The sequence below is a fragment of the Streptomyces sp. NPDC056628 genome, assembly GCF_042792555.1.
In the GTDB taxonomy this organism is placed as follows: domain Bacteria; phylum Actinomycetota; class Actinomycetes; order Streptomycetales; family Streptomycetaceae; genus Streptomyces.
Map to the genome: position 1 here is coordinate 114,859 of NZ_JBHTWG010000018.1, position 25,753 is coordinate 140,611.

Here is a 25,753-nt window from a genome sequence, read left to right on the forward strand (position 1 = left end):
GGGAGAACCGGGCGTCAGGCGTCCAGGGACGTCATGACGTGCTTGATGCGCGTGTAGTCGTCGAAGCCGTACGCCGAGAGGTCCTTGCCGTAGCCGGACTTCTTGAAGCCACCGTGCGGCATCTCCGCGACCAGCGGGATGTGGGTGTTGATCCACACGCAGCCGAAGTCGAGGGCCTTGGACATGCGCATCGCGCGGCCGTGGTCCTTGGTCCACACCGAGGAGGCGAGCGCGTACTCGACGCCGTTCGCCCACTCGAGCGCCTGGGCCTCGTCCGTGAACGACTGGACGGTGATGACTGGCCCGAAGACCTCGTTCTGGATGATCTCGTCGTCCTGCTTCAGCCCGGAGACGACGGTCGGCGCGTAGAAGTACCCCTTGTCGCCGACCTGGTGGCCACCCGCCTCGACCTTGGCGTGCGCGGGCAGCCGCTCGATGAACCCGGCGACCTGCTTGAGCTGGTTCGGGTTGTTGAGCGGGCCGAACAGCACGTCCTCGTCGTCGGGCTGACCGGTCTTGGTGTCGGCGGCGGCCTTGGCGAGCGCCCGCACGAACTCGTCGTGGATCGACTCCTGGACGAGCACGCGGGTGGCGGCCGTGCAGTCCTGGCCGGCGTTGAAGAAGCCCGCGACGGAGATGTCCTCGACGGCCTTGGAGATGTCGGTGTCCTGGAAGACGACGACCGGGGCCTTGCCGCCCAGCTCCAGGTGGACCCGCTTGAGGTCCTTGGCGGCCGACTCGGCGACCTGCATGCCCGCGCGGACCGAGCCGGTGATCGAGGCCATCGCCGGGACGGGGTGCTCGACCATCATGCGGCCGGTGTCGCGGTCGCCGGTGATGACGTTGAAGACGCCCTTGGGCAGGATCGCGCCGATGATCTCGGCGATCAGGACCGTCGACGCGGGGGTCGTGTCCGACGGCTTCAGGACGACCGTGTTGCCCGCGGCGAGGGCCGGGGCGAACTTCCACACGGCCATCATCATCGGGTAGTTCCAGGGCGCGACCTGCGCGCAGACGCCGATCGGCTCACGGCGCACGATCGAGGTCAGGCCCTCCATGTACTCGCCTGCCGAGCGGCCCTCCAGCATCCGCGCCGCGCCGGCGAAGAAGCGGATCTGGTCGACCATCGGCGGGATCTCCTCGGACCGCGTCAGGCCGATCGGCTTGCCGGTGTTCTCCACCTCGGCGGCGATCAGGTCCTCGGCACGCTCCTCGAAGGCGTCCGCGATCTTCAGCAGGGCCTTCTGGCGTTCGGCGGGGGTGGCGTCGCGCCAGGCCGGGAAGGCCCGCGCCGCCGCCTCCATGGCGGCGTCGACGTCCGCCTGTCCGGACAGCGCCGCGGTCGCGTACGCCTCGCCCGTCGCGGGGTTGACCACCTCGGTGGTCCGTCCGTCGGCGGCGTCCCGGAACTCACCGTCGATGTAGTTGCGCAGACGACGCAGCTCGGTGCTCACTGCCGGCCTCCTGTCAGGGTCTTCACTGGTGTACCGATGGTCCACTCTCTGAGACACCCACCCTAATCGGCAGGCCGACGTTTTCAACACCCCTGCCACCCCCGCATCTGCGAAATCCGCAGGTATCACGCACGTGAACAACGAATTTCATCGCCTCGGCCTTGCGGAACTGTCGAGACGTCGTGCAGAGTGACGTCGTGGCCAGTCGAAGCGCAGAGCACAGGGACTCCCGCGAGTCCAGGAACGGCGGCGGTCCCCAGCTGGACGCCGTCTCCCTCGCCATCATCCAGCAGCTCCAGGAGGACGGCCGCCGGCCGTACGCCGCGATCGGCAAGGCCGTCGGCCTGTCCGAGGCCGCCGTGCGCCAGCGCGTCCAGAAGCTGCTCGACCAGGGCGTCATGCAGATCGTCGCCGTCACGGACCCGCTGACCGTCGGCTTCCGCCGGCAGGCGATGGTCGGCGTGAACGTCGAGGGTGACGTGGAGTCCGTGGCCGACGCGCTGACCGCCATGTCCGAGTGCGAGTACGTGGTGATGACCGCCGGCTCCTTCGACCTGATGGTGGAGATCGTCTGCGAGGACGACGACCACCTCCTCGACGTCATCAACCGGCGCATCCGGACTGTCCCGGGCGTGCGTTCGACGGAGAGCTTCGTCTATCTCAAGCTCAAGAAGCAGACCTACATGTGGGGAACCCGATAACCGTGAGCACCAAGGACCTCAGCCGCACCGCGTACGACCACCTGTGGATGCACTTCACCCGCATGTCCTCGTACGAGAACTCGCCGGTCCCGACGATCGTCCGGGGCGAGGGCACCTACATCTACGACGACAAGGGCAAGCGGTACCTGGACGGTCTCGCGGGTCTGTTCGTCGTCCAGGCCGGCCACGGCCGCACGGAGCTGGCGGAGACCGCCCTCAAGCAGGCGCAGGAGCTGGCGTTCTTCCCGATCTGGTCGTACGCCCACCCGAAGGCCGTGGAGCTGGCGGAGCGCCTGGCCGACCACGCCCCGGGCGACCTGAACAAGGTCTTCTTCACCACCGGCGGCGGTGAGGCGGTCGAGACCGCCTGGAAGCTCGCCAAGCAGTACTTCAAGCTGGTCGGCAAGCCCACCAAGTACAAGGTCATCTCCCGCGCGGTCGCCTACCACGGCACCCCGCAGGGCGCTCTGTCCATCACCGGCCTGCCCGCCCTGAAGGCCCCCTTCGAGCCGCTGGTCCCCGGCGCGCACAAGGTGCCGAACACCAACATGTACCGCGCCTCGATCCACGGCGACGACCCGGAGGCCTTCGGCCGCTGGGCCGCCGACCAGATCGAGCAGCAGATCCTCTTCGAGGGCCCGGACACGGTCGCCGCGGTCTTCCTGGAGCCCGTGCAGAACGCCGGCGGCTGCTTCCCGCCCCCGCCCGGCTACTTCCAGCGGGTCCGCGAGATCTGCGACCAGTACGACGTGCTGCTCGTCTCGGACGAGGTCATCTGCGCCTTCGGCCGCCTGGGCACGATGTTCGCCTGCGACAAGTTCGACTACGTGCCGGACATGATCACCTGCGCCAAGGGCATGACGTCGGGCTACTCCCCGATCGGCGCCTGCGTCATCTCCGACCGCATCGCCGAGCCGTTCTACAAGGGCGACAACACCTTCCTGCACGGCTACACCTTCGGCGGCCACCCCGTGTCCGCGGCCGTGGGTATCGCCAACCTCGACCTGTTCGAGCGCGAGAACCTCAACCAGCACGTCCTCGACAACGAGGGCGCGTTCCGCTCCACCCTGGAGAAGCTGCACGACCTGCCGATCGTCGGCGACGTCCGCGGCAACGGCTTCTTCTACGGCATCGAGCTGGTCAAGGACAAGGCGACGAAGGAGTCCTTCAACGACGAGGAGACCGAGCGCGTCCTGTACGGCTTCCTGTCCAAGAAGCTCTTCGAGAACGGCCTGTACTGCCGTGCCGACGACCGCGGCGACCCGGTCGTCCAGCTGGCCCCGCCGCTGATCGCGGACCAGAGGACGTTCGACGAGATCGAGCAGATCCTGCGCGCCACCCTCTCGGAGGCGTGGACCAAGCTCTGATCCACCGCGGCCCGTCGGCGGGGGTGCGCCCGTAGGAGTGAGAAGGGTGCACCCCCGCCGCGTGCTGTCCGACGTTCGACGCCCCGGTCCTTAGCGTGCCTGGTAACCGATCGGCCCTGTCTTCGTTCCCCCGGACGGGGGAACGGCACGGGAACTACGGATCTGAACCGAGGTGTACGCCATGGTGGCTCCGCCGGACAATGACGTGCTCTGGGCACGCGCCCTGCACTATTCGTACGACGACGGCTCGCCCGCGCTCAGCGGCGTCTCGCTCGGGGTCCAGGAGGGCGAGATCCTCGCCGTGGTCGGCCCCCGCGGCAGCGGCAAGACGGCCCTCCTGCAGTGTCTGTCAGGACTGACCCCGGCGGGCGGCGGCGAGGTCTGGTTCAACAGCGTGCCGGTGCACACCATGGGGGCGCAGGCCCGCGACCGGCTCCGCCGCGACCGCTTCGCCTGGATCGGCCCCACCCCCTCGCTGGTCCCCGAACTGAACGTCTGGGAGAACACCGCCCTGCCCCTGATGCTGCGCGGCACCGGCCGGCGCCACGCCAAGACGGCCGCGCTGGAGTGGCTGGAGCGCCTGGACGTCGGCGACGCCGCCCGCAAGCGCCCGCACCAGCTGGTCCGGGCCGAACGCCAGCGCGTCAGCATCGCCCGCGCCCTGGCCCCCGCGCCCCAGGTGCTCTTCGCCGACGAGCCGACGGCACCCCTGCACCGCGCCGACCGCACCCAGGTGCTGCGCACCCTGACGACGGCGGCCCGCTCGCACGGCATCACGGTCGTCCTGACCGGCCACGACACCGAGTGCGCGACGTTCGCCGACCGCACCATCGCCCTGCTCGACGGACGGCGCGTGAACACCGTGCACCTGCCTCCCGTCCCCGACACGGAAGGTCAGGCGGCGTGCTCGCTCTCCGCCTGACCCGCGGCGCCCGGCCCGCCGTCCAGCTGCGCCGCCTGCTGGTCACGGCGGCCTCGGCGGGCACCGGCTTCCTGCTGCTGTGCGCCCTGGGCTACGCCCTGTCCCACCCCGACTCCCCCGCCGAGGCGACCGCGCGGCTCGCCTGGTGCCTCCCCCCGCTCGCCGCGACCGTCCACCTCGCGGTGGCCGTCGCCCGCACCGACCCCGGCACCCGGCCACGTCCCGGCCTCGCCGCGGTCGGCCTCGGCCCGGCGCGCCTGATGCTGGTCTCGGCCAGCACCACGGCCCTGTCCTGCGTCCTCGGCTCGATGCTGGCCTTGCTGGTCTTCCTTCATCTGCGGGGCGACCTCACCGGCATGCCGTTCGACGGGGCGGCCTCGGAGGCGCTCGCGGCGGGCACCCCGCTGCCGGTGCCCGGCTCCCTGACCCTGCTGGCCCTGGTGCCGGCGATCGCGTCGGCCAGTGTGGCGTTCGTCCTGCGGCCCAAGGGGCTCGGCCCCGCACCCGACGGCGGCGCCAGGCGGTCGTACGGCCGCTTCGGGGCGACCGGGCGCCCGGCCGCCCCGGAGACCTCCGCGTCCTCCGGCCGGTTCGGCGCCCGGGTGCGCGAGGCCGTGCGGGGCACGCCCCGCCCCGATCAGGAGCCGGAGCCCGCGAACGGCACCGTGGCCGTCGAGGCGCCCCCGGCCGAGCCCGCCCCGGACGGACTCCCCGCGCTGCCGGAGCCGCGCCCGGCGCCCAAGGGCCTGCCATGGGGCGTGGCGGTGCTCGCCGCGGGCCTGGCCGTGGAGACGTACGCCGCCGGCGCGGCGGACGACGGCGGTCCAGCCCTGCCCGCGGCACTGCCGGCCGGCCCCACCGGGGTGCTGGTGGGCTGGCTGCTCACGGCGGTGGGCCTCGCGCTGGCCGCCCCCGGAGTCGCCCACCTGTGCGGCCTGGTGCTGCAGGCCCTGCGCCCCGGTGCGCTGCGGCTGCTGGCGGGCCGGGGCCTGATGGCGGAGGCCACCCGGATCGGACGCCCCCTCGGCGTCGTGTGCGCCGTCGCCTCGGCGGCGTACGCCATGACCCCGCTGCCGGACCCCGGCTCCGTCGGTCCGCTCACCGCGCTGGGCGCCGCCGTGGTCGTCGGCTGTGCCGTGGCCACGCTGCTCACGGCCGCCGTCGAGGCCCGGCAGGACCGCGCCGACACCACGGAGGCCCTGCTGCGCCTCGGCGCCCCGGCGGGGACGCTGCGCGGCGCGGCGGCCCTGCGCGCCGGTGCCCTGCTCGCCGTCTTCGGCCCGCTGACCCTGGTCGTGGCCGAGCTGGCCGCGCTGCCCCTGACCCGCTGACCCCCACCGTCGGAAAAGGAATCCCGGGCGGCGATGAGTTCCGCGGGGCCCTCGGGTCTACCTCACCGAACAGTGACGAACCGATGGGAGAGACCCCGATGACCGCCCCCACGTACCAGCAGATGATCTTCGTCAACCTGCCCGTGGACGACCTCGACGCGTCGAAGAAGTTCTTCACGGAGCTGGGTTACTCGATCAACCCGCAGTTCAGCGACGAGAAAGCGGCCTCGGTCGTGATCAGCGACACCATCGTCGCGATGCTGCTCACCAAGCCGTTCTACGCGAGCTTCACCAAGAAGGAGATCGCTGACGCCACCACGACCAGCGAGGTGCTGATCTGCCTGAGCGCCGAGAGCCGCGCCAAGGTGGACGAGTTGCTGGAGAAGGCCGTCGCGGCCGGCGGCACCGCGTCGGAGCAGGTCCAGGACATGGGCTTCATGTACGGCCGCGCCTTCGACGACCTCGACGGGCACACCTGGGAGGTCGTGTGGATGGACCCGGCGGCCGTCGAGGGCTGACGCACACCCCGGTTCCTCCGCTCTCGGCTTCGACCGGCGACCGGCGACAGCGTGGCGAGGCGCGGTGCCAGGCGCCGGGAGCCCGGTCTGATCGAGAGGACAGCCCCTAGCATGGGCGGGTGCAGACGATGCCCGCCCATGCGGCCCACCACGACGACCATGAGATAGAGACGCTGGAGGAGTTCGACGCGATCGTCTCGGCGCGCGGCTCCCTGGCCGGGTTCCGTGTCCAGGCCGTCGATCTGACGGACCGTACGCGCGAACTGCTCACCACCGGTGCTGCGGGCGCGGTCTTCCTCGGCTGCCCGATGCGTGAGGACGCGGCCGCCAAGGTGCGCGCCGAGGGCGCCCTGGTCTTCCCGCCCGTCCCGGACCTGCCCTTCGACCCTTACCGGGGGCATGTCTACACGCCGGAGGAGCTGTTCGCGTCCCTGGCCGACGGCTACGAGGCCACGCCGGACGCCCGCGCCTACGCCTGGCTCCAGCGCACGAAGGCCGACCGGGACGTGTACGCCTCGACGCTGCGCGCGCTGCACGACGACGCCGTGTCCGACGCCCTGGACGAACTCCTGTCCGGCGCACGGGTGGTGGGCGTGATGGGCGGTCACGCGATGCGCCGCGGCACCCGGGAGTACGAGGGCGCCGTCCGGCTCGGCCGGGAGCTGGCGCGCGCCGGTCTGACCGTCGCGACCGGCGGCGGCCCCGGCGCGATGGAGGCGGCCAACCTCGGCGCCTATCTCGCCCCTTACGGCGACGAGGAGCTGGGCGACGCGCTGCGGCTGCTCGCCAAGGCACCGGGGTTCACGCCGTCCGTCACCGAGTGGGCGTCGGTCGCCTTCGAGGTGCGGGCACGACTGCCCCGGGGCGGCCGCTCGGTCGGCATCCCGACCTGGTTCTACGGCCATGAGCCGCCGAACCCCTTCGCCTCCCACATCGGCAAGTACTTCTCCAACGCCACCCGCGAGGACGGCTTGTTGGCGCGGTCCACGGCGGGTGTCGTCTTCCTGCCCGGGGCCGCCGGCACCGTCCAGGAGGTCTTCGACAACGCGACGCCCAACTACTACGCGTCGCGTGGCGAGCCCACGCCGATGGTCCTGGTGGACCGGGCGCACTGGACCGAGCGACTGCCCGTGTGGCCCTTGCTCCAGTCACTCGCGCGAGGTCGGACGATGCAGACACGGATCGCCCTCGTCGACCGGATCGAGGAGGCGCCGGAGGCCTTGAAACGTCTCCTTGGTTAATAAGACGGCAAAGCCAACGCCTGTAGGCTGCATATGCGTTGACAGTACTTATGCGACGCTTATAAATCTGTGAGTCTCACGGGAACGGTGATGTCCCGTCACCGCTCTCTTCCAACCCCCCTCAGTGGTGTAACTCCCGTAAGGACAAACGTGTCCATAAACCGCCGTACTGTCGCACGCTCCGTGCGGGCCCTGGGCGTGGCGTCCGCCTCGGCCGCGCTGGCCCTCTCCGTCGCGGGCAACGCGCTCGCGTGCGACATCAGTGAATTCTCCGCCGAAGCCAAGTGCGACGGCGACAAGGGCGTCATCACGGTCACCGACAAGGACCCCAGCGGTGTCCCGGCGACGGTCACCGTGTTCCTGCAGAACAACGGCGCCGACCTCGAGAAGGTCGGCGAGCAGACGGTCAAGGGCTCGCGCGAGGGCGTCACCATCACCTTCGCCGAGGACTGGAAGCCGAACGCCGAGTACCGCGTGCACGTCAAGGCCGCGGGCTACGTCGACCAGGACATCAAGCCGAACCTGACGACGCCGTCCACCGCCTGCAAGAAGGACGAGGAGAAGCCCCCGGCTCCGTCGGACACGCCGACGCCGACGCCGTCGGACTCCGCCTCGACCCCAGCCGAGGAGACCGAGACCCCGGCGCCGTCCGAGAGCGCGTCCACCGCTCCGGCGGAGAACGCCCCGTCCCCGGCGGCCGGTGACTCCAACCTGGCCGAGACCGGTGCGAACTCCAACACCGGTCTGATCGCGGGCATCGCGGTCGCGCTGGTCGCCGTCGGCGGTGGCGCGGTCTTCTTCGGCCTGCGTCGCCGTGGGGCCAAGAGCGAGGGCTGATCCGGCCCTTCCGTGACAGTTGTGGCCCGTCCCCGTCCCGGGGACGGGCCACAGCCGTCCCCGGGCGCGGGCTCAGCCGAACGTCGCGCGCTCCAGCCAGAACTCCAGCAGCCCCCGCTCGCCGAGGACCTCCAACCGCGGGCTGTCCAGGGGCAGTCGGCGGTAGAAGGCCAGCAGAACGTCGGTGAGGGTGCCGCGCAGCGCCACCGTCGCCTTCTCGTGCCCGCGCCGCCACACGATCGTCTCCCCGTCCAGGTCGACGAACCACTCGGCGTCCACGCCGGGCGTGGGGTCGGTGGCGTGCAGATGGATGCTCGCGCCGGGCCTGCGCAGCTCGCGCGAGGGGTCGTCGGGGATGGTCCGCTGCGCCCACCGCACGATCTCCAGCCACTCGTCGATCGCGTCGGCCGCGATCTCCGGTGCCACCTCGTACGGCAGGCCCGCGGCGAGCGTCGCGTCGGCGCGGTGGACGGTGAGTTCGTGCGTCATCCGGCGGGCCCAGAACCCGGAGGTGGGGATCCCGGCCCAGGACCACACCGCGGTGTCGGGACCGGCCTCCCGCAGCGTGCCCACGAGCAGGTCGCCGGTCTCCGCCAGCCAGGCGTCGAGCGCGGCGGGGTCGCCCTGCGCGTCGGGTCCCTGGGCGCCCGGCACGGTCTCCTCCGGGATCTCCCTCTCGGCGCGCTTCCGCACCATCAGCTCCACCCAGCGCAGGGCCTCCCCCGTGTGCCGGACGAGCTGCTCCAGCGACCAGTCGGGGCAGGTCGGCACGGTGGCCGACAGGTCGGCACCGGAGGTCACCACCGCCCTCAGCAGGCCCACCTGGTGATCTATCTCGTCGCAGTAGCGATCGTGTGCGAGCAGCGTCATGCCCGCACCCTAGGCGCCGGTGATCAGCCGAGCACCACGATTTCCGCCGCGTCGAACTCCACGCCGACCACGTCCCCGACCTCCGGCGCCTCCCGCAGCGCGCAGGCGGCCTCCAGACGCGGCGCCTCGTCCGGCTGCAGGTGGAGGGCGACGTGCGTGCCCCTGAACGTCCGCGCGGCGACCGTGCACCGCAGTCCCTCGTCGGGCGCGACGAGCCGCACCCCGGCCGGCCGTACCAACAGGGGCCGGACGCCCTGCGCGGCGTTCTCACCGACCGGGAGCTTGCCCCAGGGGGTGTCCGCGGCCTCACCGGCGACCGTGCCCTCGACCACGTTGTCGAAGCCGAGGAAGCGGGCCACGAACGGGTCCGCCGGGTGCTGCCACACCTCGAGCGGCGTCCCGGTCTGGGCGATCCTGCCGTCCCGCATCACCACCACCCGGTCGGCCAGCGCGAACGCCTCCCCCTGGTCGTGGGTGACGGCCAGCACGGTGGTACCCAACCGCCCGAACAGCTCCCGCAGTTCGACCACCAGCCGCTCCCGCAGCGAGCGGTCCAGCTGCCCCAGCGGCTCGTCCAGCATCAGCAGCCGCGGCCGGGGCGCGAGGGCACGGGCCAGCGCCACCCGCTGCTGCTCGCCACCGGACAGGGAGGCGACGGCACGCCCGGCGGCGCCCGGCAGTCCGACCAGCTCCAGCAACTCGTGTACGCGCTCGGCCTGTTCACGCCGGGACGCCCCGTGCATCCGGGCACCGAAGGCCACGTTGCCGCCGACGTCCCGCTGCGGGAACAGCTGGTGGTCCTGGAACATCAGGCCGACACCGCGCCGGTGCGCGGGCACCCCGGCCTGGTCGCGCCCGTCCAGCGTCACCCGGCCGGCGTCCAGGGGCTGCAGCCCCGCCACGGCCCGCAGCAGCGTCGACTTGCCGCTGCCGCTCGGCCCCAGCACGCACACGATCTCGTGCTCGGCGACGTCCAGGTCGACGGCGTCGAGCACAGCCCGCCCACCGAAGCGGACCGTCGCGTCCGTAAGGCTCAGCAGCATCTAGAACTCCCCCGTCCGGTCGGTGCGCAGCCGCTCCAGCACCAGGAGCGCCACCGCGCACACCACCATCAGCACCGTCGAAAGGGCCATCGCCTGGCCGTAGTTGAGGTCACCCGCGCGTCCCAGCAGCCGGGCCACCGCGACCGGCAGGGTCGGGTTGTCGGGCCGTGCGATGAACACGGTCGCGCCGAACTCGCCGAGCGACACCGCGAAGGCGAACCCGGCCGCGATCAGCAGCGCCCGGCGCACCATCGGCAGGTCGATCTCCCGCCACACCCGCCAGGGCGAGGCGCCGAGGACCGCGGCCGCCTCCCGCAGCCGGTCGTCGACGGCCCGCAGCACGGGCAGCATGGTCCGTACGACGAAGGGCACTCCGACCAGCGCCTGCGCGAGCGGCACCAGGATCCAGCTGCTTCTCAGGTCGAGCGGCGGCTCGTCCAGGGAGATCAGGAACCCGAACCCGACGGTCACCGCGGACACCCCGAGCGGCAGCATCAGCAGCGCGTCGAAGCCCCGGACGAACCGGCCCGCGTCCCGCCGGGTCAGTGCGGCCGCCGCCAGTCCGCCGACCAGCACGGCGATGAGGGTCGCGACGACGGCGTACTGGAGCGAGTTGCCGATCGCCTCGATCGGCGCCACGAGGAAGACCCCGCCGTCGGCCTCGGTGAGCGCCCGGTAGTAACCGAAGCCGGGCGCGTCCAGCGAGCGCCGCACCAGGACGGCCAGCGGCAGCACCAGCAGGACGGCGACGACGGCCAGGACACCGGCGAGCAGCGCCCACTGCCCGGCACCGTGCGGTCGCCGCGCCGTCACGGACGCGTCGACCAGACGCAGGGTGCTCTCCCGCCGCCGTACGGTCCAGGCGTGCACGGCGAGGATCGTGCCGACCGCCAGGAACTGCACGATCGTCAGCACGGCGGCCGTGGACAGGTCGAAGATCTCGGAGGTCTGCCGGTAGATCTCGACCTCCAGAGTGGAGAAGGCCGGACCGCCGAGGATCTGGACCACACCGAAGGAGGTGAAGGTGAACAGGAAGACCATGAGCGCGGCGGCGGCCACGGCGGGCCCGAGCGCCGGCAGGGTGACGGTCCGCCAGGCGGTCCACCGGGACGCCCCGAGCATCCGCGCGGCCTCCTCCTGCCGGGGGTCCAGCTGGGCCCAGAGGCCGCCCACCGTCCTTACGACGACGGCGTAGTTGAAGAAGACGTGCGCGAGCAGGATGGCCCACACGGTGGTGTCCAGCCGTACGCCCCACAGCTCGTCCAGCAGCCCGCCGCGGCCCACGAGCGCGAGGAACGCCGTGCCGACGACGACCGTCGGCAGCACGAACGGCACGGTCACCACGGCCCGCAGGACCTGTTTGCCGGGGAAGTCGAAACGGGCGAAGACATAGGCGCCGGGCAGCGCGATCAGCAGGGTGAGCGCGGTGGAGGCGAGGGCCTGCCAGGTGGTGAACCACAGCACGTGCCGGATGTCGGACTGCCCGAGCACGTCCCACAGCCGACCGAACCGCCACGCCCCGTCGACGTTCAGGCCGCGCGCGACGATCGCGGCGACCGGGTAGGCGAAGAAGACCGCGAAGAACGCGACGGGCACGGCCACGAGACCGAGCCTCGTCGCCGCGCCCCGCGTGCGGCGTGCCGTTACCTCAGGACGAGCGAGGTCCACGACTTGACCCAGTCGTCACGGTGGGCGGCGATCTTCGCCGGGTCCATGGTCTCGGGGTTCTTCGCCGGCGGCCCGTACTCCGTGAACTCCTTCGGCACCTGGGCGTCCTTCCGCACCGGGTACACGAACATGTTCAGCGGCATGTCCTCCTGGAACGTCTTGGTCAGCAGGAAGTCGATCAGCGCCTTGCCGCCCGTGGGGTTGCCCGCGTTACTGAGCAGACCGGCGTACTCGACCTGCCGGAAGCAGGTGTCGTCCACGACACCCGTCGGCGCGGTCGAGGGCCGGGGGTCGGCGTAGATCACCTCGGCGGGCGGCGAGGAGGCGTACGACACGACGAGGGGCCGGTCGCCCTTCGCCTTCTTCCCGCCGGCCGAACCGGAGAACTCCTCGTTGTAGGCCTGCTCCCAGCCGTCGACGACCTTGACGCCGTTGGCCTTCAGCTTCTTCCAGTAGTCCGGCCAGCCGTCGTCGCCGTACTTGGCGGCGGTGCCGAGGAGGAACCCGAGGCCGGGCGACGAGGTGGAGGCGTTCTCGGTGACGAGGAGGTTCTTGTACGCGGGCTTGGCCAGGTCGCCGAACGAGGTGGGCGGGTCCAGCTTGCGCTCGCTGAAGTACGCCTTGTCGTAGTTGACGCAGATGTCGCCGGTGTCGACGGGGGTGACCCGGTGCTTGCCCTGGTCGACCCGGAACTCGGGCAGGACCCGGTCGGAGCCCTTGGCCTCGTACGACTGGAACAGGCCGTTGTCGAGGGCCCGGGACAGCAGGGTGTTGTCCACGCCGAAGAAGACGTCGCCCTGCGGGTTGTCCTTGGTGAGGATGGCCTTGTTGACGGCCTGCCCCGCGTCGCCGTCCTCGAGGACCCGGACCTTGTAGCCGGACTGCTTCTCGAAGCCGGCGAGGACGTCCTTGGACACGGCCCACGAGTTGTGGCTGACCAGGGTGACGGTCCGCGAACCGCCGCCGCTGCCGCCGGCACCGTCGTCGGACGAGCCGCAGGCGGTCAGCACCGGCAGGGCGACAAGACCGAGCCCGACGCCGAGGGCCGTGGCCTTCTTGGTGATGCTCACTGAATTCCTCCTGGGGTGACCAGGAAGAGACGCGGCCCTGCCCGTGGCCCCCGGGGGGCTCGGGCAGGGCGCAACAGCTCGAGTGATGACCGATCTCCCTACCCAGAATGACCTGGGCCAGGTTCGGAGGGTCTGCGGCCGGTGCCGCACTCTCAGCGCTGTGGCGCTCCCCTGTCGGAATATGCAGATGTGTGGACGCCGGTCAGACTACCGCTCGGTGGCGGCGAGCTGACCACACGCCCCGTCGATCTCCTGACCACGGGTGTCCCGGACCGTCACCGGTACACCGTGGGCGGCGATGGCCTCCACGAACGCCTTCTCGTCCTCGGGCCGCGAGGCGGTCCACTTCGAGCCCGGCGTCGGGTTCAGCGGAATGAGGTTGACATGCACGGGCTTGCCCTTGAGCAGCCGCCCGAGCCGGTCACCGCGCCAGGCCTGGTCGTTGATGTCCCGGATGAGCGCGTACTCGATGGACAGCCGGCGGCCGGTCTTCGCGACGTACTCGAACCCGGCGTCCAGCACCTCGCGCACCTTCCACCGTGTGTTCACGGGGACGAGGGTGTCGCGCAGCTCGTCGTCGGGGGCGTGCAGCGAGATGGCGAGCCGGCTCTTGAGCCCTTCATCGGCGAGCCGGTGGATGGCGGGCACGAGCCCGACGGTGGAGACGGTGATCCCCCGCTGCGAGAGCCCCATCCCGTCCGGCTCCGGATCGGTGAGCCGCCGGATGGCGCCGACGACCCGGTTGTAGTTGGCGAGCGGCTCGCCCATCCCCATGAAGACGATGTTGGACAGCCGAGCGGGCCCCCCGGGCACTTCCCCGTCCCTGAGCGCCCGCATCCCGTCAACGATCTGATGGACGATCTCAGCGGTGGACAGATTCCGGTCGAGCCCCGCTTGCCCGGTGGCACAGAAGGGACAATTCATCCCACACCCGGCCTGCGAACTGATGCACATGGTGACCCGATCCGGGTACCGCATGAGCACGGACTCGACGAGGGTCCCGTCGAACAGCCGCCACAGCGTCTTACGCGTGGTCCCCTGGTCGGTCGACAGATGCCGCACGACGGTCATCAGCTCGGGCAGCAGCTCCTCCCGCAGCTTGGCGCGGGACCCGGCGGGGATGTCGGTCCACTGCTCCGGATCGTGCGCGTACCGCGCGAAGTAGTGCTGCGAGAGCTGCTTGGCACGAAACGGCTTCTCGCCGATCGCGGCGACGGCGTCCTTGCGCTCACCGGGCGTGAGATCGGCAAGATGCCGCGGCGGCTTCTTGGCTCCGCGCGGGGCGACGAATGTGAGTTCTCCGGGTGCAGGCATAACTCTTCCAGTGTGGCAGATCAACTCTGGATGCCCAGGCCGGAGCGGGGTGGGGGCGGTCACCCACGGGTGCCGTCTGTCATCATCGGCCAACCTCGCACGGCCCAGGGACGGCCCAGCAGCGATCACTCGTCGGCCGCCTGCCACTCGTCGAGCCGGACCTTGACCTGGTGGTTATGTGCGGTGTGCCAGTAGACCGCCCCACTGACGAAGGTGCCCAGGGCCGGGAGGTCCATCCCCTGCGGCATGGCCGTGATCTCCGCCAGCGCTACGGCGTGCGGCACGCCGTCTATACGTATGAAGACGCCGAAGGGCCGGCGCCCGATGACCTCTCCGGTGACCCGGGCCTCTATGGGCAGGGCCGCGACGGTTGTCTCCCAGCTCTTCCGCACCAAGTCCGCGGCTGGCACCTCAGGACCCGTAGGCCACGCGTACTCATCCATCGGTAGATCATGACCCTTGGGACCAGTGCTTAGAAGGCGCCTGGCGAGATCATCGGCATTGCCCCCTGACCTCGTGCTCTTCGGCTGACGATCGCGGACGCGCGGCGCCTTCGACACGCATTCGGCAGAGGGGCGGACGACGCGCGTCGGCTGAAGCCGCACGCCCGGGGTATCCGCCTGAACATGCTTGCTCTGACTGCCTACCGCTCGTACCACGGCGGAACGACCGTGTGGGCCTTCGTGGTTGCCATCCTCATCGTGCTGGTGGCTGGTTGGTACATCCGACGCCGAAGGTAGGCGCGGCACCCACAGACCTGCTCGCCCGGGTCCCGCAGGCCGCTACGGACGGTTGATCGGGATCTCGTAGACGATCTCGCAGTGAGCGGCGGGCACCACGATGTCCGCCGTCTCCACGGGCCGCCCCTCGTCGCTGTAGTACGTCCGCCGGATGTGCGTGACGAGACCGGCCTTCTGGATGCCCAGGAGCGACGCCTCCTCGGCGGTTGCCTGCCGCGGCTCCGGCTGCTCTACGGCGTGGCCGACGGTGATACCGATCGCGGCCATGCGGTTCACGACGCCCGCCCCGGCGTACGGCCCTCCCTCGGGGAGGACGACGAGTGTGCCGGCCGTGAGGTCGTACGGCTCCCAACTCGTCGACAGTTGCACGGGCCTGCCGTCCGCCAGGAACTCGTACGTCGTGCGGACGCACAGCTCGCCCTCGGCGATACCCAACCGTGCCGCGATCTCCGCCGGCGCCGACACCTTGGCGTCGGTCCTGCTCTCCCAGTCCCCTTGCCTGCCGACGGCCTTCATGTCCGCGCGGAAGGGCGAGCCATTGGGCTGCTCGCGCGCCGAGGAACGGACCACCCGCACGCGCTGCCGCAGCTCGGCGACGTATGTGCCCGATCCCGCACGACCCTCCAACACACCCTGGGAGATCAGCAACTCCTGAGCTCGGCGGACCACGTTCTCGCCCACACCGCACTCCTCGCCGATCTGGGCGCGGGAGGGCAGGCGGTCTCCCGGCTCCCACACGTGCTCCGCGATCCGTCGCCGGAGTTCGTCGGCGATGCGGAGATAGGGCGGCTGCTCAGACATATGGAAAATCTAGTCCACTAGCTCTAATCTAGTTAACTAACTTCACTCAAAGTGATCGCTGGTGACGGAGGCTGCCCTGTGCCCGCTTCGGGAGTTAGCGCGGCGGCCCTTGCCGCCCGGCTGTCCGCCCTCGGGCTGCTCACACGAGTGGAGGAACACCCCCGGCACACGTCGGTGGAGGCGGAAGTGCCGGACGCGCTCTCCGCCGAGTCGTGGCGGGAGGTCCTGGACGTGGTGGCGGAAGCCGACCACTTCGGCCTCCTCGCCACCAGCATGAACGGCCGCACCCTCTGGGCGGTCGTACGCAAAGCGGTCCCCACGACGGGCGATGTCGGGGGACCGGGCCATCAGCGATAGGAGCTGAGCAGCATGCTCAACCGTATCCGCCGTGCCGTCTCGCTCACCAGAGACCGGCACTTCCCCAGGGGCAGGCATCGCCGCCCCTTAACGACTTCCGGACCGTCGGCCACCGCCACCTCCTCCTTGTCTTCGGACAGCACGACGGCCGCCCGCCGGCGTGCCTCCGATGTCGTGGACCACCGGTCAACGCTCAGGGGTGAGGACATCGCACTCGTCCGCCCGTACGTACTGGCCTGGGAGAAGCGCGTGAAGACGCGCGAAGTGGTGGTCGCTCCCTATCTGCCAGCCGACGCGTGGTCGGCTCTGGTGGGGGTCCGCTGATGTACCCCCGTCGACAGACCCGCGTCACGGACACCTCGGCCGTCCCCTACCGATCGACAGCATGCGGGATTGGCACCCACCACGACTGCGCGGAGTCCTCTCCGGCCTCCGCGCCGGTCGACCTCCCGGTGGTCTACGAGGCGTGCGACTGCCCGTGCCATTCGATGCCCGGCCAGACGACGTCTTCGGAGGTGCAGCGGTGAGGCAAAGGGCACCCGGCGGCACGCTGGCATCCAACGTCGAGGTGACCGCGGCCACCGTACAGCGCGGCGACATCATCCAACTCGGAGGCCGGGCCTGCCGGGTGCAGGACCTCTTCCAACTCGCCCAAGGCGCGAAGCAAATCCTCTTCGACTCAGGCGAGTTGCTGACCATACACACGCGGACCCGGCTCGTCGCCGTGCGGATGCTGAGAAGGCGGTGACCCGGCCAGTGCCTCCTCGCCACCACCACATCGCCGACGATCTCCGGCACCAGATCACGACCGGCCACCTCAAACCCGGCGAACGACTCCCGTCCGAAGCCGGCTTGGCGGGTCAGTACAAGGTCAGCACAGCGACACTTCGGAGTGCTCTCGCGGTGCTCCAGGGCGAAGGCCTCGTCGAGAAGATTCACGGCAAGGGTAACTTCGTCCGCCGCCCCCTCCGCCGGATTGTGTACGTCGGCGGCTGGGGGACGCTGGACCCGTGGACCGCCGCCGAAGCGTCCCTACGCGTCACCGTTCGTACCGCCACGGTCCAGGCAGACAGACACCTGACTACCTTGCTGAGGGTGCCGACGGGCAGTCCTCTCGCGGAGTTCTTCTGCGTCAGCCACGAGGGGGAGTCGCCGCACGGACTGGCCCGTATCTACATCCCGCGTGACCTGGCGCCGGTCGGAGTTCTCGACGACGAATCCTCGTGCCCTGAAGCAGCTAAGAGATTCGCCGTACTCGGCCCTCCGCTGGCCGCTGTCCGGGAAACGGTCTGCGCCCGCCCGCCGACGCCGGACGAGTCATCGACCCTGCGAACCAACTTGGTCACGCCAGTTCTGGCGATCACGCGCGTCGCGACCGATCCCACCGGTCGAGTGGTCGAGGCGGCCCTCCTGGTCTTCCCAGGGGATCGAGCCGACGCAGTCTTCACCACCCACCACACGTCCGACGAGAGGCAGACGCCAGGATGACAACACGAAATGAACTGCGTCTTCTCCCGTGGTCGGGCCCGGAGGGCAAGCCCTGCTACCTGAGCACGGATGACAAGGGCGGCTACATGTCCCGCCTGGCGGACAACATCGAAGCGGACCAACTCAACACAGCTGCCGTTCTGTTGGAGCGCACCTCGAACACACTCGACGACCAGGACGCGGACCCGGAAGAGCTACGCCGGTTGACCGCTGAACTAACCGGCACTCTCCGGGACGTACTCCGCGTCGCCACCAGCCGAGGTCACCTCCTGGGGGTGAGCGAACCACCGCGCGGCTTCTGAGGCAGCGTCCGCAAGCAACGCCTGCCGCCGACAACCCTCCGTCTCAACGGGGGAGGGGAGCCCGAGCACGACTCGGCTCCCCTCCCCGCCGCATTACGCCGGCTACCGCTGAGACTGGGGGCACCGGAACAGAGAAAGCGGCCCATATTCGGCGGCCTGAACCTCAGCCGACGACAGCCAGCCACGACAGTGGGCGCGCCGACCGACCACGCACGCGTGTGCCTCGCCGCACCTCGACGGGCCTCAACCACGCTGCTGGTCTCGTCAACCAGGGAAGCTGTGACGGCCGATTCAAGTCGCGGCACTGCAAGGACTCCGGAGACCTCTTCTGCTCGCCGCTTTCCCCCTGCTCAGCCAATTTTAGGGCGGCAGTTGCTGGTGACTCGTCCACGAATGGTGCATGAGCCGCTCACCGGTACCACCTCGAGCTGTCGGGGGGCGACACCGTCCCCTACACGCCAGTGAGAGGCAGAAGCTGGATCTAGCCAATGTTGAGGACAGCCGCGATCAGCGGCACTACTCTCCGTGTGGTGACAGCTGCACAGGGGATGACAGAAGACGAGACGTGCCGAGCCCTGGTCATACCTGCCCTCGCGGATTCCGGGTGGACCAGTGATCAGATTCGCCCGCAGTTCCGTATCAACGACGGACGGCTCACACCCACGCCGAAACGGCACGTCTACGGCGACCCTCTTGTTGCCGACTATGTGCTGGAGTACGCACCGGACGTCCCTATCGGGGTTGTCGAAGCCAAGCGCTACCGAGTCGATGCCAACGACGGTGTGGAGCAGGCTCGTCGGTACGCCGCAAAGCTCGGGCTGTCCTTCGCCTACGCCACCAACGGCCGACAGATCGTGGAGATCGACTATAGCGGTGATGCTCCCACGATCCGGGACATCGACCGATTCCCCACGCCCGAGGAGCTTTGGAGTCGCTATCTGGCCGACCAGCAGGCGGACTCCAACGTCGGGCGCGAACTCCTGTCTGCCCCCTACGATCACACGCTGCGAAATTCGGACAACACCGCCAAGCGGCCCCGCTACTACCAGCGCGTCGCGGTAGCCCGCACCCTCGCGGCCATCGCCGCTGGGCAGAAGCGGATCCTTCTCGTGCTGGCCACCGGTACGGGGAAGACCATGGTGGCCCTTCAGACGGTTGCCAAGCTCTACAGGTCCCAGTGGATATCGGGCCGCAAGCCCAGGGTTCTGTACCTGTCGGACCGCTCGATGCTTGTCGACGACCCCAAGGACAAGTACTTCCTCCCCGTCTTCGGCCAAGACGACGTCCACAAGATCAGCGGCGAACCCGTGCGAGGTCGGAAGATCTACTTCGCTCTGTACCAGGCGCTGGAGAAGGGCGATGAGGAAGAACTCTTCCGTCGCTACGAACCCGACTACTTCGATCTTGTCATCGTGGACGAGTGCCATCGGGGCAGCGCCCGGGACAACTCGCAGTGGCGTCGCGTCCTGGAGCACTTCTCACCTGCGACCCAGCTCGGGCTGACCGCCACCCCGATGAGTAAGAAGGAGGCCGACACTTTCGATTACTTCGGCGAGCCCGTCTACACCTACTCGCTGGCCGACGGCATCGAGGACGGCTTCCTGGCCCCTTACCGGGTGCGCCGGGTCCGGCTCAACGTGGACATGGAGGGCTACCAGACCGCGCCAGGGCAGCGGGACAAGTACGGCAACGAGATCCCGGAGGGCGTCTATGGACCGAAGGATTTCGAGCGGGTCATGGTGATCCTGGAGCGCACGGAGGCGGCGGCGCAGTACGTCATCGACTACCTGCGCTCCACCGCGGAGGACGGCAAGCACGGCAAGACCATCGTGTTCTGCGAGGACAACAACCACGCCGCACGCATGCGCACGGCCCTCTTCAACGCTGCCTCGGCGGAGGTACAGGCGCACCACGACTATGTCGTACGGATCACCGACGCCGACGGCCCCCATGGCCGGGCTCTGCTCGATGACTTTCGCAAGGACGACTCCGACGAACCAGTAATCGCCGTGACGTCGAAGCTACTCAACACCGGTATCGACCTGCCGGCCGTACGCAACATCGTTCTGTTCCGGCGCATCGGTTCGATGCCCGAGTTCAAACAGACCATCGGTCGGGGCACCCGTCTGTGCCCGGAGATCGGCAAGGGGTCCTTCGACATCATCGACTTCGTCGAGGCCACTCGGCTCTTCAACGACCCCGGGTTTGACGGTCCTCCGCTCCGCGTCGTACGTGACACCGCCGACGAGCAAGGGCATGTGGTCGGGAGCGCACCGGAGACCCCCGAGGGCGACGAGATCGACCCGGAGAGCGTGGCTGAGCCCGAGGCCGCGTACGAGCAGACGGACGGCGGCAGTTTCGACGAGCCCCGTGCCGATGACAGGGTGGACGACCCCGAAGAGGTGGACCGCATCCAATCCCGCGGCAGGCGGTACGTGGTCAACGGAGTACGGGTCTACAAGTGGGGCGAGCGGCGCTACCAGCTCGACACGGACGGCCGGACGATGAGGCTGGTGACCATCCAGCAGTGGGTACACGACCGCGTACTCGAACTCGACCTCGCACCGGACAAGCTGCGCTCCCAGTGGGCCGTCGCCAAGAGCCGGCGCGAACTCATGGCCATCCTCCACACCGCAGACGTCGAGGCGGAGGAACTACCTGAGGAGTTCGGCAGCCCGGATGTTGATCCGGTCGACCTGCTCCTCAACGTCGCCTGGGGACTGCCGCTTGTCAGCCGGGAAGACCGGCTGTATCGGTTCCTGCACGAGCACCGGGACTTCCTAGAGTCCTTCCAGCCTCAAGCCCGACAGGTGCTGGAGGAGATGCTGCTGAAGTTCGCCGAGCATGGCTCGCCCCAGCTCAAGCCGGAAACCCTCGGTGTGCGCCCGTTCACCGAGATGGGTTCAGTGGTCGAGCTGGCGAACCGCTTCGGCGGCGCCAAGTCGCTGCACGAGGCCATTGACGAGCTGAGCAAGCGGCTACTGGAAGCTTCATGAGTAAAATAAAACTGTAGTTTGATGCTGATGGTTCTTGCCAAACTAAAGACGACTTTTAGCTGAACGCCCTGATAGGCTGCAAAAGTGCTTAGGGACCGTACGGACACCAGGGCTGCCCTCTGGCGCATCGCCGGCGGGCAGCGTGGTTACTTCACAGCAGCTCAGGCGCTTGAGGCTGGGTACTCGTATCAAGCCCAGCGGTACCACTCCCAGCGTGGCAACTGGACGGCCGTCGACCGTGGTATCTACCGCTTCCGTGAGTTCGACGTCCTGCCGGGCGGTGAGGACGACCATCTGGTCCGCTGGTCCCTGTGGAGCAAGGGGCGCGCGATCGTTTCGCACACCACCGCCCTGTCTGTGCACGACCTGGGGACGGCCAACCCCTCACAGATCCACCTCACAGTCCCTCCCGGCTTTCGACAGAAAGACGATGCCGTGATCCTTCACCGGGCCGAGCTCGCCCAGGACGAGATCGAGGAGCGTGACGGCTACCGCGTGACGACACCGGTACGGGCGATCATCGAGTGCGCGGCCGCGCAGGTGGACCAGGACGTAGTGGACTCCGCCGTCGCCGAGACTCTGGAACGGGGGCTGGCCACCCGGCGACGCCTCCTCCACACGGCCCAGCGGCTGGGCGCGCGAGCGGAACTCGGTGTCGAGCGGGCGCTTCAGGAGACCCAGTGACCGATCGCTATCGTCACGCCACCGCGCTCCGACGGGCCCTTGAGGTCCGACTCAAGCAACAGGCAGCCGATACCGGTACAGATCTAGCTAGGCGGCGTCGTCTCGTCGTCTTCGACCCAGTTGCAGCCCGCCTCTCCGCTGACCCGGCAGCGGGCTGGGTTCTCAAGGGCGGGGGCAGTGATGGAGTTCCGTCTACGTGGCAGAGCGCGCACAACCAAGGACATGGACCTCGCTGCCCGCCCCGCCCGGACGGCGAACCAGGACTTGCCGGCCCAGCAGTGCGCGAACTCCTCATTGACGTACTCGCAGTGGACGAGGATAAGGATGGCTTCCTGTTCCAGGTGTCCCCTCCCATCGAACTCAGGGCGGACGGCAGGGCGGGGCGGCTGGTGTTTCTCCGTCGAGTCCCGACTGGCGGGCAGGACCTTCGCGACCGTGCGCATAGACGTCGTCGCACGGGGAGAGGAGATCGCCCTGGAGAGGCTTCCGCTGCCCAACACCCTGGGCTTCGACGGAACTCCGCCCCAGGACATCGAGGCTGTGGATCGCCGCCAGCACTTTGCCGAGACGCTGCACGCCTTCACCCGCGACTACGGCGACCGACCAACACCAGAGTCAAGGACCTGGTGGACCTGGTACTACTCATCGAGAGCGGCCTGGTCCCGGACGCATCCGTAGTTGATGCCGTACGGCATGTATTCGCCGTACGAGCGACACATGAGGTGCCGGCGGTGCTCCCGGAACCACCGCCGAGTTGGGCCCAGATCTACCCCGAACTGGCCGAGAGCCTCACCGACAACGGCGAAGCCGAACCGAAGCAGAAAGACTGAGATGGCGTCCACCAAGAAGAAGGCGGCTGTGGCCACCACGTCAAGGGCGCGACTCGCGTCCGTCATCAAGTCGGCACGCGACACCATGCGCAAGGACGCCGGCCTCAACGGTGATCTCGACCGCCTCCCCCAGCTCTCTTGGCTGCTGTTCCTCAAGGCATTCGACCAGCGTGTCGAGCGAGTGGGACCGCTGCTTGACCCTGACTATCGTCCCGCAATCGAAGAGCCGTACCGATGGCAGGACTGGGCGAGAAAGCCGGACTTCAGCGGTAACGAACTGAAGGCCTTCGTCAACGACGAACTCATCCCTTATCTCGCCGAACTGAAGGGCGCCGACGGCGACGCCGAGGATCCGCGGAACGTTCTGTCGACCATCTTCAAGGACGTCAACAACCGTATGCAGTCTGGGACCCTCCTCCGGGACCTGGTGAACCTGGTGGACGAGATCCACTTCGACTCCTCGGACGACATCCACACGATGGCGTTCCTCTACGAGTCGATCCTCAAGGAGATGCGAGACGCAGCCGGTGACTCCGGCGAGTTCTACACCCCTCGCCCCGTCAACCGCTTCATGGTGCAGCAATCCTTCCTCAGGCTCGGGGAGTCGATCCTTGACCCGGCCTGCGGTACCGGTGGCTTTCTGGTCCAGGCGTACGAGGACCTGGTGCAGCGAGTCGAGACCGACACCCAGCGCAGGCAGCTGCACGACGACATCCGCGGAATCGAGAAGAAGTCTCTCCCGTACCTCCTGGCCAGCATGAACCTGCTGCTGCACGGCATCGGTGCGCCACGGTTGGTCCGAGAGAACGCCCTGCTGCAAATGCGGGACGCTACGGCGGCGGACCGGGTGGACGTGGTGCTGACGAATCCGCCGTTCGGAGGTGAGGAAGAGCGGTCGGTGATCGATAAGTTCCCGAAGGGTTACCAGACTCAGGAGACGTCGTGGCTCTTCGTGCACGCCATCCTTGACCAGCTGAAGAAGGGTGGGCGCTGCTCGATCGTCCTGCCGAATGGAAGTCTCTCCGATGGTGGTGTTGGTGCACGTATCAAGCAGAAGTTGATGAAGGAGTGCAACCTGCACACCATCGTCCGCCTGCCTCAGGGCGTCTTCGCGCCGTACACCCTGATCCCGTCGAACCTGTTGTTTTTCGAGAAGGGTAGGCCGACGGAGGAAGTCTGGTTCTACGAGGTCTCGCTGCCGGAAGGGCGCCGAGGCTATACCAAGACGAAGCCGCTGCGGGTCGAGGAGTTCGAGCCGTGTGTGGAGTGGTGGGGTGGCGAGAAACGAGAGGGTCGCGAAGAGGGCGGCAACGCGTGGAAGGTACCGGCCACCGAGATTGAGAAGGCTGGGTTCAATCTCGACGTCTCCAACCCGCATGTCGGGGAGGATGTGGACCACCGCTCTCCGGAGGAGCTTGTAAACGATCTCATCAAGACGGAGAGCGAAATCCTAGGGCTGCTGGAAGAGATGCGCCAAGAACTCGGTGGTATCAGTGAGTAACTATCGGATGCGCCCGCTCGGTAACGCCTTGTCCCTCGCGGTGACGCAGGTCCCCGTAGAGGAAGCCGATACGTACCAGATTGCCGGTGTTCGAGGATTTGGGAATGGCGTATTCCCTCGTGAGGAGATCCGTGGAAGTGAGACGTCTTACAAGGTATTGAATAGACTCCGCGCCGGAGATATTGTGATGAGTAGGTTGAAGGCGTTCGAGGGTGCCATTTCTTTGATTCCTGAACGCCTCGACGGATATTACGCCTCACCTGAGTTTCCAACCTTCGAAGTATCGAACCGTGAAGCCGACGTTCGTTATGTCAAGTTTCTTTGCTCGTGGCCGACATTCTGGCGAAAACTGCAAGGGGAATCAAAGGGGATCGGGGCCCGGAGGGAGCGAGTTTCTGCGCAGAAGTTGTTGGAAATTGAGGTCCCCTTGCCTGATCTAGCGGAGCAGTGCCGCGTTGCCGACAAACTCGACGCCACGATGTCGCGCATCGCACAATTCGCTACCCTTCGGGAGCATTCCAGTCAGCTCGCCCAGCAGCACAGGGACTCGCTGCTTCGGCCCATCGAAGAACTAGCGCCGCTCTCCGCGGCACTGCGCCCGAGTAGCGACTTCGTGGACGTGGACCCCGACGAGGACTACCGGACTGCGGGCATCCTCAACCGTGGACGGGGCCTTTTTCACCGCCCAGTCAATTCCGGTAGCGACACGAAGTATCCTCGATATAACCGGCTGCATGCGGGGCAATTCGTCTACAGCAAACTGTTTGGCTGGGAGGGCTCGCTCGCCGTCGTTCCAGCAGAGTTCGAAGGCGTCCACGTCTCGCACGAATTCCCTACGTTCGACATCGACCCTTCCGTCGCCGACGTTGAGTACATGTCCCACCTTGCTCGTTGGCCCGGGCTGCACGATGCTCTCAAGGACAAGGGAACAGGTATGGGGGCCAGGCGGCAACGTGTGAATGTGGATCGGCTTCTTGCTACTACGGTCCCGCTTCCCAGTCTCGCTGAGCAACGACGCGTTGCACGGCAGCTCAGCATGGTTCGGCAGACGACTGAAGCCGGAGCAGAACAGCTTGCACAAGTAGCTGCTCTTCGTTCCGCCCTCCTCAACGCTGCGTTCTCGGGACAGCTGTAGTCGGCCCCGGAGCCGACTCTCAGCCGGAGGTGGCCTCCACCCGACCCGACCGACCCGACGACCGTCATTCCCGGTCCGTGACCACCACATGGTCCAGGAACCGAAGCCCGACCGCCTCCGTTCCCGCCGCCAGGCGGGCTGTCGCGCGGCGGTCGGGCTCACTGGGCTCTACGCGGCCCGTGGGGTGGTTGTGGGCCACGCCGAAGGCTGTGCCGTCAGTGGCCAGGACCAGGGCCAGCACATCGCGGACAGGAAGAAGAGAGCGGTCAACCGCGTCTTCGGTTAGCGTCGCCCTCCGCAGGACCGCGTCAGCCGCGTCACACGACGACCACGACCCGTTCGTGCCTCAGGCCCGTCAGCAGCGGTGTCGCGATCCTGGCCAGGTCGGCGGATCCGCAGACGTATTGCCGACTCTCGACCTCGGCCGGTGCTGCCCGGCCCCCAAGATGAAAGGCGGCCGCGACGCGCGCCGCCTTTGCCGGCCCCATCTGTCGGCGACGCTTGAATAGTGAGCCGGTTCCGGCGGGTGAAAATTGACCCCCACTGCGTCAGTTGATGTTGGTCATTCCCCGGTGTTGGCGGC

Annotated in this window: 27 protein-coding genes and 1 riboswitch; of the genes, 18 read left to right on the plus strand and 9 right to left on the minus strand. The window is 68.5% G+C overall.

Going from position 1 to position 25,753, the window contains the following annotated elements:
- Positions 1-14: 14 nt before the first annotated feature.
- The gene (locus ACFRAC_RS22200; protein WP_382926244.1) at positions 15-1,454 is read right to left on the minus strand and encodes a gamma-aminobutyraldehyde dehydrogenase; all 1,440 of its coding nucleotides are present in this window, start codon (positions 1,452-1,454) and stop codon (positions 15-17) included.
- A gap of 182 nt (positions 1,455-1,636) precedes the next feature.
- Here ACFRAC_RS22200 and ACFRAC_RS22205 point away from each other — a divergent pair, with 182 nt between their 5' ends.
- From ACFRAC_RS22205 to ACFRAC_RS22235, 7 genes are all read left to right on the plus strand, one after another.
- Positions 1,637-2,155 (plus strand): Lrp/AsnC family transcriptional regulator, encoded by a 519-nt coding sequence (locus ACFRAC_RS22205; RefSeq protein WP_361346996.1) that lies wholly within the window; start codon positions 1,637-1,639, stop codon positions 2,153-2,155.
- Positions 2,156-2,157: 2 nt separating this feature from the next.
- Positions 2,158-3,522 carry an aspartate aminotransferase family protein gene (locus ACFRAC_RS22210; RefSeq protein WP_382926247.1) on the plus strand — a complete coding sequence of 455 codons (1,365 nt, stop codon included), beginning with the start codon at positions 2,158-2,160 and terminating at the stop codon, positions 3,520-3,522.
- Positions 3,523-3,703: 181 nt separating this feature from the next.
- Positions 3,704-4,444, plus strand: coding sequence for an ABC transporter ATP-binding protein (locus ACFRAC_RS22215; RefSeq protein WP_382926251.1), 741 nt, complete (start codon positions 3,704-3,706; stop codon positions 4,442-4,444).
- Entirely contained in the window at positions 4,426-5,775 is a 1,350-nt protein-coding gene (locus ACFRAC_RS22220; RefSeq protein ID WP_382926253.1) for a hypothetical protein, read from the plus strand. The genes ACFRAC_RS22215 and ACFRAC_RS22220 overlap by 19 nt, the downstream gene beginning before the upstream one ends.
- A gap of 98 nt (positions 5,776-5,873) precedes the next feature.
- The gene (locus tag ACFRAC_RS22225) at positions 5,874-6,293 is read left to right on the plus strand and encodes a VOC family protein (RefSeq protein WP_382926254.1); all 420 of its coding nucleotides are present in this window, start codon (positions 5,874-5,876) and stop codon (positions 6,291-6,293) included.
- Positions 6,294-6,412: 119 nt separating this feature from the next.
- Complete coding sequence (locus ACFRAC_RS22230) at positions 6,413-7,534, plus strand: LOG family protein (RefSeq protein ID WP_382926256.1); 1,122 nt, start codon at positions 6,413-6,415, stop codon at positions 7,532-7,534.
- Between the two features lie 183 nt (positions 7,535-7,717).
- Positions 7,718-8,371, plus strand: coding sequence for an LAETG motif-containing sortase-dependent surface protein (locus tag ACFRAC_RS22235; RefSeq protein ID WP_382926259.1), 654 nt, complete (start codon positions 7,718-7,720; stop codon positions 8,369-8,371).
- A gap of 72 nt (positions 8,372-8,443) precedes the next feature.
- On the opposite strand, the gene ACFRAC_RS22240 is transcribed toward ACFRAC_RS22235, so the two are convergent.
- The 7 genes from ACFRAC_RS22240 to ACFRAC_RS22270 all read right to left on the minus strand — a co-directional run bounded on the left by ACFRAC_RS22240 (position 8,444) and on the right by ACFRAC_RS22270 (position 15,877).
- The gene (locus tag ACFRAC_RS22240) at positions 8,444-9,241 is read right to left on the minus strand and encodes a maleylpyruvate isomerase family mycothiol-dependent enzyme (RefSeq protein WP_382926261.1); all 798 of its coding nucleotides are present in this window, start codon (positions 9,239-9,241) and stop codon (positions 8,444-8,446) included.
- A 23-nt stretch (positions 9,242-9,264) separates the two neighbouring features.
- Complete coding sequence (locus tag ACFRAC_RS22245; protein WP_382926265.1) at positions 9,265-10,284, minus strand: ABC transporter ATP-binding protein; 1,020 nt, start codon at positions 10,282-10,284, stop codon at positions 9,265-9,267.
- Entirely contained in the window at positions 10,285-11,952 is a 1,668-nt protein-coding gene (locus tag ACFRAC_RS22250; protein ID WP_382926269.1) for an ABC transporter permease, read from the minus strand.
- Positions 11,928-13,022, minus strand: a complete 1,095-nt coding sequence (locus ACFRAC_RS22255; RefSeq protein WP_382926272.1) for a thiamine ABC transporter substrate binding subunit — start codon at positions 13,020-13,022, stop codon at positions 11,928-11,930. The genes ACFRAC_RS22250 and ACFRAC_RS22255 overlap by 25 nt, the downstream gene beginning before the upstream one ends.
- 77 nt (positions 13,023-13,099) lie before the next feature.
- Positions 13,100-13,205, minus strand: a riboswitch (TPP riboswitch).
- Positions 13,206-13,229: 24 nt separating this feature from the next.
- Positions 13,230-14,336 carry a 23S rRNA (adenine(2503)-C(2))-methyltransferase RlmN gene (gene rlmN, locus ACFRAC_RS22260; protein ID WP_382926276.1) on the minus strand — a complete coding sequence of 369 codons (1,107 nt, stop codon included), beginning with the start codon at positions 14,334-14,336 and terminating at the stop codon, positions 13,230-13,232.
- Between the two features lie 125 nt (positions 14,337-14,461).
- Positions 14,462-14,746: a hypothetical protein gene (locus ACFRAC_RS22265; RefSeq protein ID WP_382926278.1), complete on the minus strand. Its 285-nt coding sequence runs from the start codon at positions 14,744-14,746 to the stop codon at positions 14,462-14,464.
- A gap of 372 nt (positions 14,747-15,118) precedes the next feature.
- A complete protein-coding gene (locus tag ACFRAC_RS22270) occupies positions 15,119-15,877 on the minus strand; it encodes a GntR family transcriptional regulator (protein WP_382926281.1) in 759 nt (252 codons plus the stop codon).
- Positions 15,878-15,955: 78 nt separating this feature from the next.
- Here ACFRAC_RS22270 and ACFRAC_RS22275 point away from each other — a divergent pair, with 78 nt between their 5' ends.
- The 11 genes from ACFRAC_RS22275 (at position 15,956) to ACFRAC_RS22325 (ending at position 25,170) form a co-directional block, all read left to right on the plus strand.
- On the plus strand, positions 15,956-16,234 hold the full coding sequence (locus ACFRAC_RS22275; RefSeq protein WP_382926284.1) for a hypothetical protein: 279 nt from the start codon (positions 15,956-15,958) through the stop codon (positions 16,232-16,234).
- A gap of 12 nt (positions 16,235-16,246) precedes the next feature.
- Positions 16,247-16,558, plus strand: coding sequence for a hypothetical protein (locus tag ACFRAC_RS22280; RefSeq protein ID WP_382926286.1), 312 nt, complete (start codon positions 16,247-16,249; stop codon positions 16,556-16,558).
- A gap of 199 nt (positions 16,559-16,757) precedes the next feature.
- Complete coding sequence (locus ACFRAC_RS22285) at positions 16,758-16,982, plus strand: hypothetical protein (RefSeq protein ID WP_382926314.1); 225 nt, start codon at positions 16,758-16,760, stop codon at positions 16,980-16,982.
- The gene (locus tag ACFRAC_RS22290; RefSeq protein ID WP_382926290.1) at positions 16,979-17,722 is read left to right on the plus strand and encodes a GntR family transcriptional regulator; all 744 of its coding nucleotides are present in this window, start codon (positions 16,979-16,981) and stop codon (positions 17,720-17,722) included. The genes ACFRAC_RS22285 and ACFRAC_RS22290 overlap by 4 nt, the downstream gene beginning before the upstream one ends.
- Entirely contained in the window at positions 17,719-18,024 is a 306-nt protein-coding gene (locus tag ACFRAC_RS22295; RefSeq protein WP_382926293.1) for a hypothetical protein, read from the plus strand. The genes ACFRAC_RS22290 and ACFRAC_RS22295 overlap by 4 nt, the downstream gene beginning before the upstream one ends.
- A gap of 530 nt (positions 18,025-18,554) precedes the next feature.
- Positions 18,555-21,020 (plus strand): EcoAI/FtnUII family type I restriction enzme subunit R, encoded by a 2,466-nt coding sequence (gene hsdR, locus ACFRAC_RS22300; RefSeq protein ID WP_382926296.1) that lies wholly within the window; start codon positions 18,555-18,557, stop codon positions 21,018-21,020.
- 84 nt (positions 21,021-21,104) lie between these two features.
- The gene (locus ACFRAC_RS22305; protein ID WP_382926299.1) at positions 21,105-21,704 is read left to right on the plus strand and encodes a hypothetical protein; all 600 of its coding nucleotides are present in this window, start codon (positions 21,105-21,107) and stop codon (positions 21,702-21,704) included.
- 222 nt (positions 21,705-21,926) lie between these two features.
- On the plus strand, positions 21,927-22,382 hold the full coding sequence (locus tag ACFRAC_RS22310) for a nucleotidyl transferase AbiEii/AbiGii toxin family protein (RefSeq protein WP_382926302.1): 456 nt from the start codon (positions 21,927-21,929) through the stop codon (positions 22,380-22,382).
- Positions 22,331-22,534 (plus strand): hypothetical protein, encoded by a 204-nt coding sequence (locus ACFRAC_RS22315; protein ID WP_382926321.1) that lies wholly within the window; start codon positions 22,331-22,333, stop codon positions 22,532-22,534. Before ACFRAC_RS22310 ends, ACFRAC_RS22315 begins: the two co-directional genes overlap by 52 nt.
- A gap of 1 nt (position 22,535) precedes the next feature.
- Entirely contained in the window at positions 22,536-24,035 is a 1,500-nt protein-coding gene (locus ACFRAC_RS22320) for an N-6 DNA methylase (protein ID WP_382926305.1), read from the plus strand.
- 196 nt (positions 24,036-24,231) lie between these two features.
- The gene (locus tag ACFRAC_RS22325; RefSeq protein ID WP_382926308.1) at positions 24,232-25,170 is read left to right on the plus strand and encodes a restriction endonuclease subunit S; all 939 of its coding nucleotides are present in this window, start codon (positions 24,232-24,234) and stop codon (positions 25,168-25,170) included.
- A 64-nt stretch (positions 25,171-25,234) separates the two neighbouring features.
- Here ACFRAC_RS22325 and ACFRAC_RS22330 read toward each other — a convergent pair whose 3' ends face one another.
- Entirely contained in the window at positions 25,235-25,471 is a 237-nt protein-coding gene (locus tag ACFRAC_RS22330; RefSeq protein ID WP_382926317.1) for a JAB domain-containing protein, read from the minus strand.
- Between the last annotated feature and the right edge of the window lie 282 nt (positions 25,472-25,753).